The sequence below is a fragment of the Mycobacterium sp. NGS19 genome (assembly GCF_059813155.1).
The window spans coordinates 39,039-54,440 of record NZ_JCALEB010000002.1; the positions used below are offsets into that span (position 1 = coordinate 39,039).

17 protein-coding genes are annotated in these 15,402 nt (G+C 66.7%); all 17 read right to left on the bottom strand.

From position 1 onward, the window contains the following. Window positions 1–126: 126 nt before the first annotated feature. Window positions 127–1,812: a glycosyltransferase family protein gene (locus AC5Y4N_RS05600; RefSeq protein ID WP_499912257.1), complete on the bottom strand. Its 1,686-nt coding sequence runs from the start codon at window positions 1,810–1,812 to the stop codon at window positions 127–129. Continuing rightward, window positions 1,809–3,281, bottom strand: coding sequence for a glycosyltransferase (locus tag AC5Y4N_RS05605; RefSeq protein ID WP_499912259.1), 1,473 nt, complete (start codon window positions 3,279–3,281; stop codon window positions 1,809–1,811). The genes AC5Y4N_RS05600 and AC5Y4N_RS05605 overlap by 4 nt, the downstream gene beginning before the upstream one ends. Next, window positions 3,278–4,792: a hypothetical protein gene (locus AC5Y4N_RS05610; protein WP_499912262.1), complete on the bottom strand. Its 1,515-nt coding sequence runs from the start codon at window positions 4,790–4,792 to the stop codon at window positions 3,278–3,280. The genes AC5Y4N_RS05605 and AC5Y4N_RS05610 overlap by 4 nt, the downstream gene beginning before the upstream one ends. A gap of 1 nt (window position 4,793) precedes the next feature. Then, window positions 4,794–6,734 (bottom strand): hypothetical protein, encoded by a 1,941-nt coding sequence (locus AC5Y4N_RS05615; RefSeq protein WP_499912265.1) that lies wholly within the window; start codon window positions 6,732–6,734, stop codon window positions 4,794–4,796. A 125-nt stretch (window positions 6,735–6,859) separates the two neighbouring features. Next, window positions 6,860–8,215, bottom strand: a complete 1,356-nt coding sequence (locus AC5Y4N_RS05620; protein ID WP_499912270.1) for an alpha/beta hydrolase — start codon at window positions 8,213–8,215, stop codon at window positions 6,860–6,862. Between the two features lie 55 nt (window positions 8,216–8,270). Then, the gene (locus AC5Y4N_RS05625; RefSeq protein ID WP_499912272.1) at window positions 8,271–9,479 is read right to left on the bottom strand and encodes a lipase family protein; all 1,209 of its coding nucleotides are present in this window, start codon (window positions 9,477–9,479) and stop codon (window positions 8,271–8,273) included. A 100-nt stretch (window positions 9,480–9,579) separates the two neighbouring features. Beyond that, complete coding sequence (gene rpsQ / locus AC5Y4N_RS05630) at window positions 9,580–9,912, bottom strand: 30S ribosomal protein S17 (RefSeq protein WP_499912276.1); 333 nt, start codon at window positions 9,910–9,912, stop codon at window positions 9,580–9,582. After that, a complete protein-coding gene (rpmC, locus tag AC5Y4N_RS05635) occupies window positions 9,912–10,145 on the bottom strand; it encodes a 50S ribosomal protein L29 (protein WP_499912278.1) in 234 nt (77 codons plus the stop codon). The genes rpsQ and rpmC overlap by 1 nt, the downstream gene beginning before the upstream one ends. Continuing rightward, window positions 10,145–10,561, bottom strand: coding sequence for a 50S ribosomal protein L16 (gene rplP / locus AC5Y4N_RS05640; protein ID WP_499912280.1), 417 nt, complete (start codon window positions 10,559–10,561; stop codon window positions 10,145–10,147). The genes rpmC and rplP overlap by 1 nt, the downstream gene beginning before the upstream one ends. Window positions 10,562–10,564: 3 nt before the next feature. After that, on the bottom strand, window positions 10,565–11,425 hold the full coding sequence (gene rpsC / locus AC5Y4N_RS05645) for a 30S ribosomal protein S3 (RefSeq protein ID WP_499912282.1): 861 nt from the start codon (window positions 11,423–11,425) through the stop codon (window positions 10,565–10,567). Then, window positions 11,425–11,967, bottom strand: coding sequence for a 50S ribosomal protein L22 (gene rplV, locus AC5Y4N_RS05650; RefSeq protein WP_499912284.1), 543 nt, complete (start codon window positions 11,965–11,967; stop codon window positions 11,425–11,427). The genes rpsC and rplV overlap by 1 nt, the downstream gene beginning before the upstream one ends. Beyond that, window positions 11,964–12,245 carry a 30S ribosomal protein S19 gene (gene rpsS / locus AC5Y4N_RS05655; RefSeq protein ID WP_003925848.1) on the bottom strand — a complete coding sequence of 94 codons (282 nt, stop codon included), beginning with the start codon at window positions 12,243–12,245 and terminating at the stop codon, window positions 11,964–11,966. The genes rplV and rpsS overlap by 4 nt, the downstream gene beginning before the upstream one ends. Before the next feature lie 12 nt (window positions 12,246–12,257). Next, a complete protein-coding gene (gene rplB / locus AC5Y4N_RS05660) occupies window positions 12,258–13,100 on the bottom strand; it encodes a 50S ribosomal protein L2 (protein ID WP_499912287.1) in 843 nt (280 codons plus the stop codon). A gap of 18 nt (window positions 13,101–13,118) precedes the next feature. Then, a complete protein-coding gene (rplW, locus tag AC5Y4N_RS05665; protein WP_499912291.1) occupies window positions 13,119–13,421 on the bottom strand; it encodes a 50S ribosomal protein L23 in 303 nt (100 codons plus the stop codon). Next, complete coding sequence (rplD, locus tag AC5Y4N_RS05670) at window positions 13,421–14,077, bottom strand: 50S ribosomal protein L4 (protein WP_499912293.1); 657 nt, start codon at window positions 14,075–14,077, stop codon at window positions 13,421–13,423. The genes rplW and rplD overlap by 1 nt, the downstream gene beginning before the upstream one ends. Next, window positions 14,077–14,730, bottom strand: a complete 654-nt coding sequence (rplC, locus tag AC5Y4N_RS05675; RefSeq protein ID WP_499912297.1) for a 50S ribosomal protein L3 — start codon at window positions 14,728–14,730, stop codon at window positions 14,077–14,079. Before rplC ends, rplD begins: the two co-directional genes overlap by 1 nt. Before the next feature lie 15 nt (window positions 14,731–14,745). Beyond that, window positions 14,746–15,051, bottom strand: a complete 306-nt coding sequence (gene rpsJ / locus AC5Y4N_RS05680) for a 30S ribosomal protein S10 (protein ID WP_003883485.1) — start codon at window positions 15,049–15,051, stop codon at window positions 14,746–14,748. Window positions 15,052–15,402: the final 351 nt, after the last annotated feature.

Consider the following 15,402-nt stretch of genomic DNA (forward strand, 5'->3'; position numbering starts at 1 on the left):
TGCTGTTTCTGATCCCGACGTGGCCCGGACACTACACCGGCAACGTCGACGTCAGCTGAGAAATCGACGAGCCGCCCACCGACGGCATCGGAGTTCCAGACCACCCGAAACAGGCTGCGGTGAGCCTCAACTCGCGGGCACAGGCTTGTTCACCCGGTAGAGCCGCCAGGTCGGCTGGCTGTCGCCGTTGTTGGGAACCTCCAGTTCCAGCGTGGCGACGTCGGCGCCGGTGTCGTACAGCGTCGGGTAACGCAGGTTCAACGCATCCGAGGCGCCGCGGCCGGTCGGCGGAACGACCAGCATGTACTGGATATTGCCGCCGACCGGATCGTTGAGCAGCGCGACGAAGTCGGGATCGGACGGCACGACGAAGGTCTTGGGCCGCTGCGATGCGGCGACGATCGCGAATCCGTAGACGGTGTCGGTGAGAATCGAGCTGTCCGGCAGGTTGAGCCGGTCCAGGTATGCCGCGATCTGGCGCTCGGTGGAGAACGACGCGGCGATGCGATGCTCGATGGCTTTGCGGGTCGTCACGCTGTCCGGTTGTGGAGACAGCACAGCGCCCAGCGCGTATTCCTGCGGCGCGTATCTCGGTTGGCTCATCCCCCATGCGGTCACCGGGATGCTGACGGCCAAGGCCGCCACCACGCCGGCTGACGCCCACCGCAACCGCCGGGTGACTGGCACGGGCGGCGGCTGGGCCGGTGCATACCGCCCACGCCGCTTCGCGGGCATCACCACACCTTCGGGTGCGGCCAGCAGTGCCAGTGTGGCCGCGAACGGCACCGCCACGATGTAGAACCGCAGGAATCCGAACGTGGAGCCGGTCGCGTAGCTCAGCGCCTGAAAGCTCAGCGCCGCACCGTACATCACCAGCGGCACCAGCAACACCGGCCAGTTGCGCCACCGCCATCGCGCGACGCCGGCCCAGACCGCGATCGGCACCAAGGTCGGCGCCAGCAGCGCGGTGCAGACAAGCGCGAACCGCAGTCCACCGGTCACATCATCCGTCGCACCGCCCGACTGCTGCAGAATCGCGGAATTGCCGTATTGCGAACTGAATTGGGCGAACGCCTGGCCGGTGATCAGCCAGCTGGTCACCGCCCATCCGACGAATGCGGCGAAGCCGGGTCCGCTGACCAGGATCGTGTCCAGCAAGGCACGGCGAATTCGCGGCGCAGGGCGCGCACGCAGATACGTGGTGACACCCACCAGCAGACCGGTCGCAGCGATGCACGCGACCGCGTCGTAGCGGGTGAGGTAAGCCAGTCCCATCGCGACACCGCCGGCGGCAACGAGGTGGTGCACGTCGTCGTCGGTCATCCACATGATCAACCGGCGCACCGCCCACACCAGGAAGAAAAGGAACGGGGCTTCGCTCATGCCGTTGGACCCGTAGAAGACGATCATCGGGTTGAGCGCAAACAGCGCAGCGATGGCCAGCGAGTACCGTCGCGGTAGGCCGCGGTCCAGCCCGATCGACAGGATCTGAATCACGGCACCCGCCATGAAGATCGACGACATGATCGTCCCCGAGAAGGCCCGTTCGGTCATCGCCGGCCACAACGGGCTGAGCAAGATTGCGGGCAGCTGCACCATCGCAGTCAGCGGCGTGAAGATGAAGCCGATCGCCGCCAAGTGCGGTTCACGGCTGAAGAGCACGCTCTGCGCCGCCGAGACCCGCGACAGCGCGTCGCCGAGGATGAACCCGTGGCACACCTGCAGCCAGTAGCCCACCGTCAGATAAGTCACGGAAGCGGCAGAGAAGACGACGATCTTGAGCCGGCGGCCGGAAAGCCAGCCGATTCTCACTGTTGCGCGTCCTCGTCGTCGCGGCGATCGAGCCCGTGAAAAGTCTTCTCCCAGTAGGAGGGATTGCGGATCAACTGGTACAGGCCCTTGGCGGCGGCGACGCTCATCATCAACCAGAACAGGGGGACCGTCAGCGCGGGCACGATCAGGTCAGCGCGATCGTCTTCGCGCAGCGCGATGAAGTTCATGTACAACGTGGCTGCGTTGCCCAGCACCAACGCACACAACGCAGGGAAGTAGATGTATGCGGGAAAGACGGCGCCGACGGCCGCGGGCTGGCCCAAGAACCACAACACCGTGATCAACCAGAAGGCGAGGTTGAGCACCGCGACAATGGGGGTGCCGCCGACCACGAGATTGAACCGGATGAAACTGCGCCAGCCGATGGTCCGCAGCAACTCCCTAGGCTGGCGCATGTGCACCAGCCAGGTCTGCAAATAGCCCTTGTACCAACGGGATCGCTGCCTTACCCAGTTGATGGGGTCGCTGTTGGCCTCTTCCAGGGTGACCGAGTCGACGACGGCCGTCTGGTAACCGGAGGCCGCGATGCGCAGCCCCAGGTCCGCGTCTTCGGTGACGTTGAACGGGTCCCATGCACCGATCTTGTCGAGCACCGGTGACAGGATGTGGTTGGACGTACCCCCCAGCGGGATAGGGGAATTCGTTCGCATGAGGCCCGGCAGCAAGTACCCGAACCACAGCCCGTATTCGGCGGTGAACCAGCCGGTCAGCAGATTCTGGTGGCCGTTGTGATAAGCCAGCTTCGCCTGCACACACGCGACGTTGTCCGGTAGAGCGTTGTAGGCGGCCACCACCCGTCGCAACTGCAGCGGCTCGGGATGGTCCTCGGCGTCGTAGATCGTGACGATCTCACCTGTCGCGAAGTGCAGCCCGTAGTTGCATGCCTTCGGCTTGGTGCGCGGCTCGGCGGGTGGCACGAGGATGATCGTGATCGCTTGGGATTCACCGCAATCCTTTGCCGCCGCGATCGTGACGTGGTCGTCGGCTTCCAGCAGCAGCAGCACTTGCAGCTTCTCGCGCGGATACTCCAGTGCCCCGATCGCCCCGATCAGGTTGCCCACCACTTCGGGTTCGTTGTAGGCCGGCACCAGGATCGTGTAGGGCGGCAGGTCCGCGTCCGGGATGGCCCGCGCCTCTTCGTCGGTCACCACGATGGGCCGTGACGCCAAGCCGCGCCGGAAAATCGCAACCCGGTCGACCATCGTGCACACATAGGCCAACGTGCACAGCCCCACCACAACGACCGCGGTCTGCATCGGTTTCCAGACCACGCAACCGATGACGGTCACCAGAAGGATGATGAGGGCCGGCCGCTGCCACCCTGAAATCGCCTCGGCGGCCGAATGGATCGGGTCGTCTTCGCGCAGCCCGTTGATCGCCCGGTGCAGCGCGTGTTCCCGCTCGGCACTGGAGAAGGTGTCGTAATGGCTATGAGAATCGACGGTCATAAGGTTTGGGCTCGCAGCTTGTCTTTCACCAGCGCCCGACCGAACGCGGTCAGCATGTCAGCGTCCTTGAACACGGGGTTGCGGTCACTGACCGCCGAGTTGCCGCGGAACAGAATCGTGAACATCGAGTTCAACGTCGAGGCGGTTCCGCCGGTGGGAGTGGGAAACGGCGCGTCGGGCTCGTGGTTGTCCACTGACAGCACGACGATGCGCTGCGCTTCACGGGGATTACGCCATGTCCACGACAACGAGTTCCAGCTCACCAAGAGTTTGTCGTCGACAACCGACACCAGCTGCCCGGTGACGCCGTAGCCGAGATCCACGGTGTGCGGCGGACTGAGCCGGGTGTCGGTGAGGTCGTAGAGCAAGGTGGTGGGGTACACCTCGAACGACATCGGGCGCCGGGTCACGACGCTGTCCACCACGACCGTCCGGGGTCGTCCGAACTTGTCCCACTTCGGATTTCCCGAGGTGGCCTGCATCCACTGCCGGGTGACGTTCGCCGACTTGCCGTACAGCCGCCGAATCCAGGTGAAGTGCTCCTGCTCGGTGAGCTTCCATCCGGTGGGCACGAGCGGGGCGTTGGCGAACGTCATCGAGCTGATCTCGGTGGTCGGGGGCGCCGGTGAGGTGGGCAACTTCATGGTGGACACCGCCAGCGCCACCGCGAACAGCACCGGCAGGCCGACCCACACCTGACCCGCTGCCAGGGGTTCGATTTTGCGCTCCAAGAAGCGCTTCTCTTTGCCGCGCCGGCGATGCAGGAACAGCACCACGCCGACGAGCGAGATCGCCGTCACCACCGGAATCAGTTGGTACGCAAGTAATGGCGCGTCGGGGAAGAACACCGCCATGACGATGAGCACCGCGAAGCCCACACCCCATGCAAGGGTCGAGCCGATCACCGCTCGCCGAACGGTGCGGCCGACCCCGATCGCGGTGGCGAACGCGGCGATGATCAGCGTCGCGGCTCCGCCGGCGACATGAGAGCCGCCCAGCACGATGACGGTCAAATAGTAGGGCAGCGGGAAGATCATCAGCAGCAGCAGCCACACCCACACGAACCGCGTCACCGGACGAAGGCCGAACAGCACCACCGCCGAGCTCACCAAGAACAGCCACAACGCCACCAGGTCTAGCCGCAGCAGGTGGAAATAAAGCGCATAGCGCGCCAGCAGCACGCCTTGGATCATCATGGCGAGCACCAAACCCATTGTCCCGACGATGATGTCGGTTTGGCGGTCATGGATCGGCAGCTCGGTGCGATCGCGCCGCGCGACGCTGACGGCGGCGAGGATTGCCGCGAGTGGAACTGTCCATACGTAGCCGCCCATGCCGCCGTCGAACGTGACCTCGACGACGTTCGCCAGCGACCTGTGGAACGCCATGACCGTCACCGCACCGATGTAGAGCCACCGCAACGCAACCCGGAACGCCGGATGCAACAGGTGCATCCAGGGTGTTCGCTTGGATGCGGTATCCGCCGGACTCGGCTGCAGCGTCGTCGTCACGTCAGCCGCCCGGTTCTCGACGCCTCTTTCGCAGGACGGCCCAGCCCGCGCCGACTGCACCCGCCGCAACCGCCACGCCGGCCGCCCACCACACCCACGCCCTGTCGTCTCCCGACGACGCCTGGGCGGCGGCCGGCGCCGGCGGCACTTGGACCGGATCGCGCCCCTCCGGCTGCAGAACCGCTTCGCCGGACAGCCGCTCCCATCGGCGCACGTCGGCGTCCAGCCAGCCGAGCAACGTATCCAGTTGCGCGGGAACGGCAGCCGAGGTCGCAATGATCAGAGGGCGGTTGCCGTCGTATACGGTCTGCAACGAAGCGAATCGCAGAGACGGATCGAGCGTGAGGGTCGTGGCACCTCCTGTACCGTCCAGTCCGGCCACGCCGATCTCGTTGCCTTTGCCCGCGCTGACGGGCAGCTTGAGGTGTTCGTCGTCCCAACCGTTGGCGGTTACCAGCAGCGCCGGCAGAGCGGAGTTGCGGGCTTCGGACAGCGACGTCACGTGCGTGTCCATCGGCAGCGAGCTCAGCCGTTGCAGCCCTTCGACGATCTGCGCCGCACGCACCGTGTCGGCGAACGAATCGTCACCGATGCCGATTTCCACCCGCGGCAGCAGTGCCTGCGGCAGTGACTGGAAGCCGCGCGGAGCCGGCGGCACCGCGGCCTGAGTGGTCACCGTCGTCGCGCCGTCGATGGTCAGGGTGATCGGCTGGAACTCACCGCAGCGGCCGGTGTTTCCGGCGATGTCGATCGCCACGCCCAGATTCGTGTAGCGCAGCAGCAGGTTGTCGGGGACGTTCACCCAGCGGTCGATCACGCCCTTGGCCTCGGCGGGCCACCGATCGATCGTCTGGCCGCCGATCGCCACGATGATGCTGCCGGCCACGCTCGAAGGCAACGGAGTGTACGAACCCTGAAGGTGCACACGGACATTGCGCACCGAACGGCCGAGCCGGGTCTGGTCGAGCGCAATGGAGACTTGCGGCGCCAGTGCCGTGCTGTTGACGCCGGGTTGGCCAAGATCCCGGATCGTCACCGAGTCGGGCGGCAGCTGCGGGCTCGAACGAAGCGGTCCGACAACGGCTTTCGACGACAGCGCCAACCGGGAGATGTCTCGGGACAGCAGCCTGGTCTGGTTGGTCAGCTCGTTGGCCGGGCCCGAGATCAACAACGACGGCACGCCGGTGCCGCCCTGGAGGCTCAGCCCACTGGTCGGGTCCTCCTTGATCACCACTTGACGCTCCAGCGGCTGCGACGGTGCGGGCGGCCTCGGGGCGTCCCCCGGCAACGGCAGCACACTGACATCGGTGGGCTGCTTGCCGTAGTGGGCCACAGTGGCGGCGGTCAATCGCACCGCGGCGTCGGACTCGGCTCGGGTGGGCTTGGCCGGTAAGAAGATCGTGAGCTTCTGCAGCACCGGAGGCAAGAAGTCGGCGACGGTCGCCGGCGCGGCCTCCACCCCGGCGTAGGTCAACGACAGGTCGACGAGCCGCAGCGGAATCGTCGGGTCGTAGAGGCAGAACCCTTCGACGGGAAACAATGTGCTGCGCAGGACCACGGTGACCGCGTTGTCGACGATCTCCGCACCGGCGAGCGGAATCACAATCGGCGCCCGGTCGGTGTTCGGCACGTCGACCCGCGAGATCGTGCGGTCGTCCTGCGACACGGTGATCGTGCCGCTACGCAGGTTCGGCGGCAGCTCGACCGTCGCGTTCACCGACGCGGGCACCAACCCCCGCGGAACCGGAACGGTCAGGTTCTGGGTGCCCTGGGTTCCGTAGAACGACAGGCTCGGGTCCAGTCCCAGCGTCCGGTACGCGAGAGTCGGCGAATCAGCGGGAAGCCCGTCGTCAGCTGACGCGATCACCGGCGGCCAGCCGGCGGCCAACCCGAGCGTCATCAACCATGCGGCACCCAGCAACCACCTCTTAGCTGATTTCATTAGCGCTGATGGTAACCAGCCGAATGCTTCGCCAGTGCCGATCAGCGCAAAAGTTATCAACGGGGGCGTTACTGATTGCTGTCAGTTTGTTCAGCCGAACCCCGGCTGATGCCGTAGCGGATGCGTCAGCCGGCGCCCGGCAAACCGATCCTGGGCACGTTGGGTGTGCCGAGCTTGCCGGCCAGCCACGGCAGCGCCGCGGCGAATCCGGTACCGGCGGATTGGAAATCGTGCCCACCCCGATAGCCGACGACCGCGCATTCGACTCCATGTGCGCTGAGCAACGCGCACATCTTGTTCGCGTTGTCGGCGTGCCGTTCCGAGTACGGGTCCCAGCCCGCCGTCGCCTGCTCAGGAACAGGTCCGCTCCCCGCCGGCCGGTGTACGGTCGGGACCTGGCCGGAGACGCCGAGCCATGCCGACATGTTGGCGTACGAGCCGCGTCTTTCGATCACGGTCTTCGGGTCGAAGGCAGCCCACGCGTCGCTGTCACCCCCGAACAGCCGGGCAATCGTCTGCCGCTGTGTGCCGGCGTTGGGACCCAGTTGACCATCGAGGTCGACGAAGGCGCTGAACAACTCGGGATGCATCACCGCGGTCATCAACGCGCAGGTGCCGCCTGACGACCAGCCGACCAGTCCCCAGTTCGACGGATCGGCTCTCACGCCGAACCGCGACACCATGAACGGGACAACGTCTTTGGTCAGATGATCGGCCGCGTTACCGCGGGGGCCATTCACACATTCGGTGTCGTTGTCGAACGTGCCGGTCGAGTCCGGAAACACCACGACAGGGGCGTAACCGCCATGCTGCGCGGCGAACTTCGGCAAAATGGCCGCGGCGCCTGCGGATTGCGGCCAATCCGACGGGTGGCTGAACTCCGCGCCGACCATCATGACGGCCGGTAACCGCGGCGGCGGATTGGACCGGAACCATGCCGCGGGCAGGTAGACCAGCTCGGTGCGGTGGCGGAATCCTGAACTCTGCGAGGGGATCTCGACCCATACGAATGCTCCTGCCGCGGGTTTCGCTCCGCTGCGCACCATCGCGGCCAGAGTGGGCTGGTCGATCCAGTCGGCCGGGTGGCTTCCGCTCACGCGTTGCCACAGGGACTCAACGGTCGGGAAGTAACCCGTAGCGGTGTTGAGCGCGGACGCCGCGCAGACCACACACAGCGGAACCGCCGCGACCGCGGCCACCCGCCGCCGCCAGCCGGCGCCGCGCCAACCTAGCACCAGAATTGTGACGGCGAAACCAACCATGGCCACCCAAAACACGGTCGCCCATGACGGAAGCTTCCCGGTCCAGCCCTGGTATCTGACGAACAACTGGACAACCGCCGCCACCGCGACCCCAACCATGACGGCGGCCAGCAGGTGCAGTGCCGTGCGGCGCGAATACCGCCAGCCGAGCGAGACCGCCAGCACCGCGACGGTCACAACCTGGATCGCGATGGGCAGCCAGCCGCTGGTCAGCGTCATCGTCGCTCACGAAATGAGAAGGCGCGCTGAATGTTTCGCGTCACCACGGACCTGGTCATGGGTTTCCGGCGCTCGGGGTGGATTGCAGGACCGACTGACAGTCGTCTGGCGCCGGCCGGCCTCGGAAGCGGTCGTCGATCCATGCCAGTGCATCGCCGGTCGCCGCATCTTCACCGCCGCGCCGGATCGTTATCACGTCACCCATCGCGCACGCCCCCTGCAGTGCGCGCTTCGTCCAGACTGCCGGCGTCGAAGGATCCTGGTCGCTGTACACCACCAGCATCGGCGCCTGGGCAGGCCCCTGAGGAAGATTGGTCTTCCGGAGGTAGCCGCGCAGGGTCTCGGCGGCCGCCGTGTCGTCAGGCCGCAGCTCCTCAGGCCCCACCTGCGCCAGTTTCGGCGGCCGGCCCGACGCCGGGTCGGTGCAGCCGAGCGCGTCGTCCCACAGCTGCACGGCCTGACCGCGTCGGTAACTGTCGAGCTTGACGTCGTGGGGGAACTCCGCCTTCAGCGCGGCGAGGTAGCGGATCAGCGTCAGCTTCTGGAGGTCGCTAAGCTGCCCCGCCTGGGCGGCGTCGACGAGTCCCATCACATCGGCGATCGGCGAGATACTCGCTGTACCAACGAGTTTCAGGCCATACCCGTAGTTTTCGGCCAGCTCGTTGGCGGCCCATGCGGCCTGTCCGCCTTCCTCCATTCCCACCGCGGCCCACGACGCCGAGGTGTGCGCGACCACGTTGCGCACGGCCCGGACCGCGTCGATCAGGTTGTATCCGGCCGTCGTGGAATCGAGATACGGGTGGTACACGTGCTCGTCGACCGCGGGCTTGCCCAGGCCTTGGTAGTCGGAGACGGTGACGACGTACCCCTGACCCAACAACGCCTGCACGACTGCGGCCGAGCCCTGCAGATCGGCGGACAGCGACGGCGCGCACTCGGGCTTGGTGCCGGCGGTGGCATGACCGAGTGCGACGATCGGGAACCCGCCTGGCGGTGCGTCGCCTCTGGGCACGAAGATCGATGCGCTGACGCGGGTAGTCGAGTCGTTGACCCCCGACCGTGACGTGTAGGTGACCAGGCGTGCCGAGGCCGCCGCGTCCCGCAGACCCGAGTCGAGATTCGTCAGCGGGCTGTCCGCGACCACACCGCCGGGTTGATCGGCCTTCGCCTGTGGGCCCGTGGTTGGCGACGGATCCGAGCGCGATCCGCTGCAGCCGGTCAGGGCGACGACGACGGCCGCCATCACTGCGAGAGTTCGGACCATGGACCTACCCGGCTTGCGTCATCCGCTACGGCGAAGCGGCGGCCCCGATCATACAAATGAGGACCGCACGCAGCGCGTCATCGGCACGCCGCGGGTGGGACTACTTGGCGCGCTCCAACACCTCGACGAGCCGCCAGCGCTTGGTTGCGGACAGCGGACGCGTTTCCATCAGCGAAACGCGGTCACCGATGCCGGCGTCGCCGTTCTCGTCGTGCGCCTTGACCTTCTTGGTGGTGCGGATGATCTTGCCGTACAGCGGGTGCTTCACCCGGTCTTCCAGCTCGACGACGATGGTCTTTTGCATCTTGTCCGACACCACATAACCGATCGCGGTCTTACGACGACCGCGCGGCTTCTCCTTGCGCGGAGTGTACTTGGGGCCCTTCGGCTTTGCGGTTCCAGTGCCGCCCGTGGCGGAAGCCTGCTCTGCCATTACGATTCCTCACTGCCGGGGCCGGAGGCCAGCCCCAACTCACGTTCACGCAATATCGTGTACACGCGTGCGATTTCGCGGCGCACAGTGCGCAGCCGACGGTTGTTGGACAGCTGGCCGGTGGCCGACTGGAAACGAAGGTTGAACAGCTCTTCCTTCGACTCCCGCAGCCGCTCGACCAACTCCTCGTCGGTGAGCTCGCGCAGTTCGCCAGCGGAGGTTCCCACTGCCATCAGAACTGCTCCTCTCGGGTCACGATGCGTGCCTTGATCGGCAACTTGTGGATCGCCCGGGTCAGCGCGGCCCTGGCGGTCTCCTCGTTGGGGTAGCTCAGCTCGAACAGAATGCGGCCGGGCTTGACGTTGGCGACCCACCATTCCGGCGAGCCCTTGCCCGAACCCATGCGGGTTTCGGCCGGCTTCTTGGTCAGCGGGCGGTCCGGGAAGATGTTGATCCACACCTTGCCGCCACGCTTGATGTGCCGGTTGATCGCGATACGCGCCGACTCGATCTGTCGGTTGGTGATGTACGCGTGTTCCAAGGCCTGGATGCCGTAGTCGCCGAAGCTGACCGTGGTGCCGCCGCTGGCCATGCCGCGCTGACGCGGGTGATGTTGCTTGCGGTGCTTGACCTTACGGGGAATCAACATGGCTCAGCTCCCTGACTCATTCGAGGTGCCACTCGTCTGAACATCGGGCGCAGAACCGGTTTCGACTGCCGCCGCAGCCTCCTGCGCCGGCGAGCCCTCCTCCGCAGCGGCTCGGCTCACGTCGGTGCCGGTCGCGGTGGTGCCCGACGCGCCGCTGCGGCGCGGCCGGGTGCCCGACGGACGCTCCCGGCGCGGACGGTCCGCCGCTGGTGCCGCGGCCGCGAGTTCGCGCTTGCCGCCGACGATGTCGCCCTTGTAGATCCACACCTTCACGCCGATCCGGCCGAACGTCGTCTTCGCCTCGTAGAGGCCGTAGTCGATGTCGGCGCGCAGCGTGTGCAACGGAACGCGGCCCTCGCGGTAGAACTCCGAGCGGCTCATCTCTGCGCCGCCGAGCCGGCCTGAGCACTGCACCCGGATGCCCTTGACGTTGGGCTGACGCATCGCCGATTGGATTGCCTTGCGCATCGCGCGGCGGAACGCCACCCGGTTCGACAGCTGCTCGGCGACGCCCTGTGCGACCAACTGTGCTTGCGACTCAGGGTTTTTCACCTCGAGGATGTTCAGCTGCACCTGCTTGCCGGTGAGCTTTTCCAGGTCTGCGCGGATACGGTCAGCCTCGGTGCCGCGCCGGCCGATCACGATGCCGGGACGTGCGGTGTGAATGTCGACGCGGACGCGGTCGCGGGTGCGCTCGATCTCCACGTCGGCGATGCCGGCGCGCTCCAGACCGGTGGCCAGCAGCCGCCGGATCGCCACATCCTCTTTGATGTAGTCGGCGTACTGCTTGTCGGCATACCAGCGGGACTTCCAGTCGGTGGTGATACCGAGCCGGAAGCCGTGCGGGTTGATCTTCTGGCCCACTACTGCGAGCCTCCCTTCGCTTCCTGTGAAGCCTCTTGCGCCTTCGCCGTCGCCTTCTTCGCGGGCTCCGCCTTCTTCGCGGGCGCCTTCTTCGCGGGCGCCTGCTTCGCGGGCGCCGCCTTCGCGGCTGCCTTGCTGGCCTCGGCCCGCTTCGCGCGCGTCGACCGCCCCGATCGTTCGTCGCGGCGCGGACGGCTCTCCACCACCGCGGTGATATGGCTTGTGCGCCTGCGGATCCGGAACGCACGGCCCTGAGCGCGCGGACGGATGCGCTTGGCGGTCGGACCCTCGTCGGCGGTCAGCGTGGCGACGACGAGCGTCGACGGGTCCAGCCCGTTGTTGTTCTGCGCGTTGGCCGCCGCACTGGCGATCACCTTCGCCACCGGGCCGCTGGCCTGCTGCGGAGCCCAGCGCAGGATGTCCAGCGCCTCCGCGACCGGCTTGCCGCGCACCAGGTCGATCACGCGGCGGGCCTTGGTCGCCGACACTCGCACGAAGCGCGCCTTGGCTGTCGCACTCGGGTACGTCTCAACAGAAGTCATCGCCTCTTGCTCTTCCGGTCGTCCTTGATGTGGCCCTTGAACGTCCGGGTCGGCGCAAACTCACCGAGTTTGTGGCCCACCATCGCCTCGGTGACGAACACCGGGACGTGCTTGCGGCCGTCGTGCACCGCAAACGTGTGCCCGATGAAGTCGGGGATGATCGTGGACCGGCGCGACCAGGTCTTGATGACCTGCTTCGTGTTCTTCTCGTTCTGCGCGTCGACCTTCTTGAGCAGATGGTCGTCGACGAACGGGCCCTTCTTGAGGCTGCGTGGCATTACCTATCGCTCCTACCGGTGATGCTTCTTGCCGGTGCGCCGGCGTCGGACGATGAGCTTGTTGCTCGCCTTGTTCGGTTTGCGGGTGCGGCCCTCGGGCTTGCCCCACGGGCTGACCGGGTGGCGGCCACCGGAGGTCTTCCCCTCGCCGCCGCCGTGCGGGTGGTCCACCGGGTTCATCACGACACCACGGACCGTGGGGCGCTTGCCTTTCCAGCGCATGCGGCCGGCCTTGCCCCAGTTGATGTTGGCCTGCTCGGCGTTGCCTACCTCGCCGACCGTGGCGCGGCACCGCACGTCGACGCGCCGGATCTCGCCGGACGGCATGCGCAGCGACGCGTAGCTGCCTTCCTTGCCGAGCAGCTGGATGCTCGACCCAGCCGAGCGGGCCAGCTTCGCACCGCCGCCGGGACGCAGCTCCACCGCGTGGATCAGGGTGCCGGCCGGGATGTTGCGCAGCGGCAGGTTATTGCCGGGCTTGATGTCTGCGTTCGGGCCGGACTCCACCACATCGCCCTGCGAAAGACCCTGCGGCGCAATGATGTAGCGCTTCTCGCCGTCCAAGTAGTGCAGCAACGCAATGCGGGCGGTGCGGTTCGGGTCGTATTCGATGTGGGCGACCTTCGCGTTCACGCCGTCTTTGTCGTTGCGGCGGAAGTCGATGACGCGATACGCACGCTTGTGGCCGCCGCCCTTGTGCCGGGTGGTGATGCGCCCGTGTGAGTTTCGCCCGCCATGCCCGTGCAGCGGACGCACCAGCGACTTCTCCGGGGTGGAGCGGGTGATCTCAGCGAAATCGGAGACGCTGGCACCGCGACGGCCGGGCGTCGTGGGCTTGTACTTGCGAATTGCCATCTCTGCTAACTCTTTCCCTTACGCGGGCGCGCCGAACAGGTCGATCGGCTTGCTGCCGGGGGCCAGGGTCACGATCGCGCGCTTGGTGTCCTTGCGCTTGCCGAATCCGGTGCGGGTGCGCTTACGCTTGCCCGGCCGGTTGGCGGTGTTCACCGACGCCACCTTGACGTTGAAGATCTTCTCGATCGCGATCTTGATCTGCGTCTTGTTGGAGTCGGGGTGCACGATGAACGTGTACACATTGTCCTCGGTCAGCCCATAGGACTTCTCTGAGATCACCGGGGACAAGATGATGTCGCGGGGGTCGGTCACGGTCGCCATCAGGCCGACACCTCCTGAGTCTTCGCATTCGCCGCGATGAATGCATTCAGCGCCTCTACCGAGAACACCACGTCGTCGGACAGCAGCACGTCGTAGGTGTTCAGTTGATCCGGCGAAAGCACATGCACCCCAGGCAGATTGCGAACGCTCTTGGCGCCGGTCTCGTCGGTACGGCCGATGACCACCAGCACGCGCTTGCGGTCGGTGAGCTCGGCGAGGAACGACTTGGCGCTCTTCGTCGACGGGGTCTGGCCTGAGACGATCTCGGTGACCGCGTGGATCCGCCCGTTGCGGGCACGGTCCGACAATGCGCCACGCAGTGCCGCGGCGATCATCTTCTTCGGGGTGCGCTGGCTGTAGTCCCGGGGCTTCGGACCGTGCACGGTGCCACCGCCGGTGAACTGCGGCGCACGCGTCGAACCCTGGCGGGCGCGGCCAGTGCCCTTCTGACGGTACGGCTTGCGGCCGCCGCCGCTGACCTCGCCGCGGGTCTTCGTGGAGTGCGTGCCCTGGCGGGCCGCCGCACGCTGGGCCGTCACCACCTGGTGCATCAGCGCGATGTTGGCCGGGGCGTCGAACAGCTCGGCGGGCAGCTCGACGGTGCCGTCGGTCTTGCCGCCCGGGCTGCGGACGTCGATCTTGAGGGTGTCAGCCATTACTTCTCACCTCGTTTGACGGCGCTGCGCACCATGACCAGCCCTCCGCGGCGGCCGGGGATCGCGCCTTTGATCAACAGCACGCCGTTTTCGGCATCGACCTTGTGCACCAACAGGTTCTGGGTGGTGACGCGCTCGTTGCCCATCCGCCCGGCCATCCGGGTGCCCTTGAATACGCGAGCCGGAGTGGCACAGCCGCCGATCGAGCCCGGCCGCCGGTGCACGGCCTGCGCACCGTGGCTGGCACCCTGGCCCCGGAAGCCATGGCGCTTCATGGTGCCCGCGGTGCCCTTGCCCTTGGAGGTGCCGGTCACGTCGACATAGCTGCCGTCGGTGAAGATGTCGGCGGTCACTTCCTGGCCGACCTCGTACTCCGCGACAGCCGCCGGATCGTCGAGCCGCAGCTCGGCCAGATGCCGGCGCGGGTTCACGCCGGCGGCCGCGTACTGCCCGCCTAGCGGCTTGTTCACCTTGCGCGGGCTGATCTCGCCGTAGGCCAGCTGCACAGCGCTGTAGCCGTCGCGCTCCGGCGTGCGGATGCGGGTGACCACGTTCGGTCCCGCTTTGACGACCGTCACCGGGACCACGCGGTTGTTCTCGTCGAACACCTGCGTCATGCCCAGCTTGGTGCCCAGAATGCCCTTCCTAGCCATGGTGTCTGCCAGCTCCTACTGAATGTTCACGTCGACGCTGGCCGGCAGGTCGATACGCATCAGCGCGTCGACCGTTTTCGGCGTGGGGTCGAGGATGTCGATGAGCCGCTTGTGGGTGCGCATCTCGAAGTGCTCCCGGCTGTCCTTGTACTTGTGCGGAGAGCGGATGACGCAATAGACGTTCTTCTCGGTAGGCAGCGGCACCGGGCCGACCACGCTGGCGCCCGTGCGGGTGACCGTCTCGACGATCTTGCGCGCCGAGGCGTCGATCGCCTCGTGGTCGTAGGCCTTGAGCCTGATGCGGATCTTCTGTCCCGCCACGCTTCTTCCTCACTCCTGTCGCGCCGCCACTGTCGCGGTGCCGCCACTGTTCACCTGTCCTGGTGCACCGGCCCCCGCGGTCGGGTGTGTCGCCCGCACGCAGCCTCAGACGCGGCCGGAAATCCGTCGCGATCGAGGGTGGGACCGGACGCGCCCGTGTGGGCGCCGGTCGTATGCCCTGGCCGGGCAGTCCGCGAAGGCACCGCCCCTGCGCAAGGCAACCTGAACAGTATGCCCTACATCGGGTGCGCCGCCAAATTCCCCCGGGAGCTGACGCCGAGCCCCGCGAACGTGAACCAGCTGCGGCGACACGCCGACTCAGCGCGCACTGAGTTCACGTTCGCGGCCGTT

Bases quoted from the DNA above. Each gene is read 5' to 3' on its own strand.
- rpsQ (WP_499912276.1), bottom strand. From the start codon at position 9,912: ATGGCAGAGCAGGCTTCCGCCACGGGCGGCACTGGAACCGCAAAGCCG.
- rplC (WP_499912297.1), bottom strand. From the start codon at position 14,730: ATGGCTAGGAAGGGCATTCTGGGCACCAAGCTGGGCATGACGCAGGTG.
- rplP (WP_499912280.1), bottom strand. From the start codon at position 10,561: ATGTTGATTCCCCGTAAGGTCAAGCACCGCAAGCAACATCACCCGCGT.
- AC5Y4N_RS05620 (WP_499912270.1), bottom strand. From the start codon at position 8,215: ATGACGCTGACCAGCGGCTGGCTGCCCATCGCGATCCAGGTTGTGACC.
- AC5Y4N_RS05625 (WP_499912272.1), bottom strand. From the start codon at position 9,479: ATGGTCCGAACTCTCGCAGTGATGGCGGCCGTCGTCGTCGCCCTGACC.
- AC5Y4N_RS05605 (WP_499912259.1), bottom strand. From the start codon at position 3,281: ATGACCGTCGATTCTCATAGCCATTACGACACCTTCTCCAGTGCCGAG.
- rplB (WP_499912287.1), bottom strand. From the start codon at position 13,100: ATGGCAATTCGCAAGTACAAGCCCACGACGCCCGGCCGTCGCGGTGCC.
- rplV (WP_499912284.1), bottom strand. From the start codon at position 11,967: ATGACTTCTGTTGAGACGTACCCGAGTGCGACAGCCAAGGCGCGCTTC.
- rpmC (WP_499912278.1), bottom strand. From the start codon at position 10,145: ATGGCAGTGGGAACCTCCGCTGGCGAACTGCGCGAGCTCACCGACGAG.
- rpsS (WP_003925848.1), bottom strand. From the start codon at position 12,245: ATGCCACGCAGCCTCAAGAAGGGCCCGTTCGTCGACGACCATCTGCTC.
- AC5Y4N_RS05615 (WP_499912265.1), bottom strand. From the start codon at position 6,734: ATGAAATCAGCTAAGAGGTGGTTGCTGGGTGCCGCATGGTTGATGACG.
- rplD (WP_499912293.1), bottom strand. From the start codon at position 14,077: ATGGCTGACACCCTCAAGATCGACGTCCGCAGCCCGGGCGGCAAGACC.
- rplW (WP_499912291.1), bottom strand. From the start codon at position 13,421: ATGGCGACCGTGACCGACCCCCGCGACATCATCTTGTCCCCGGTGATC.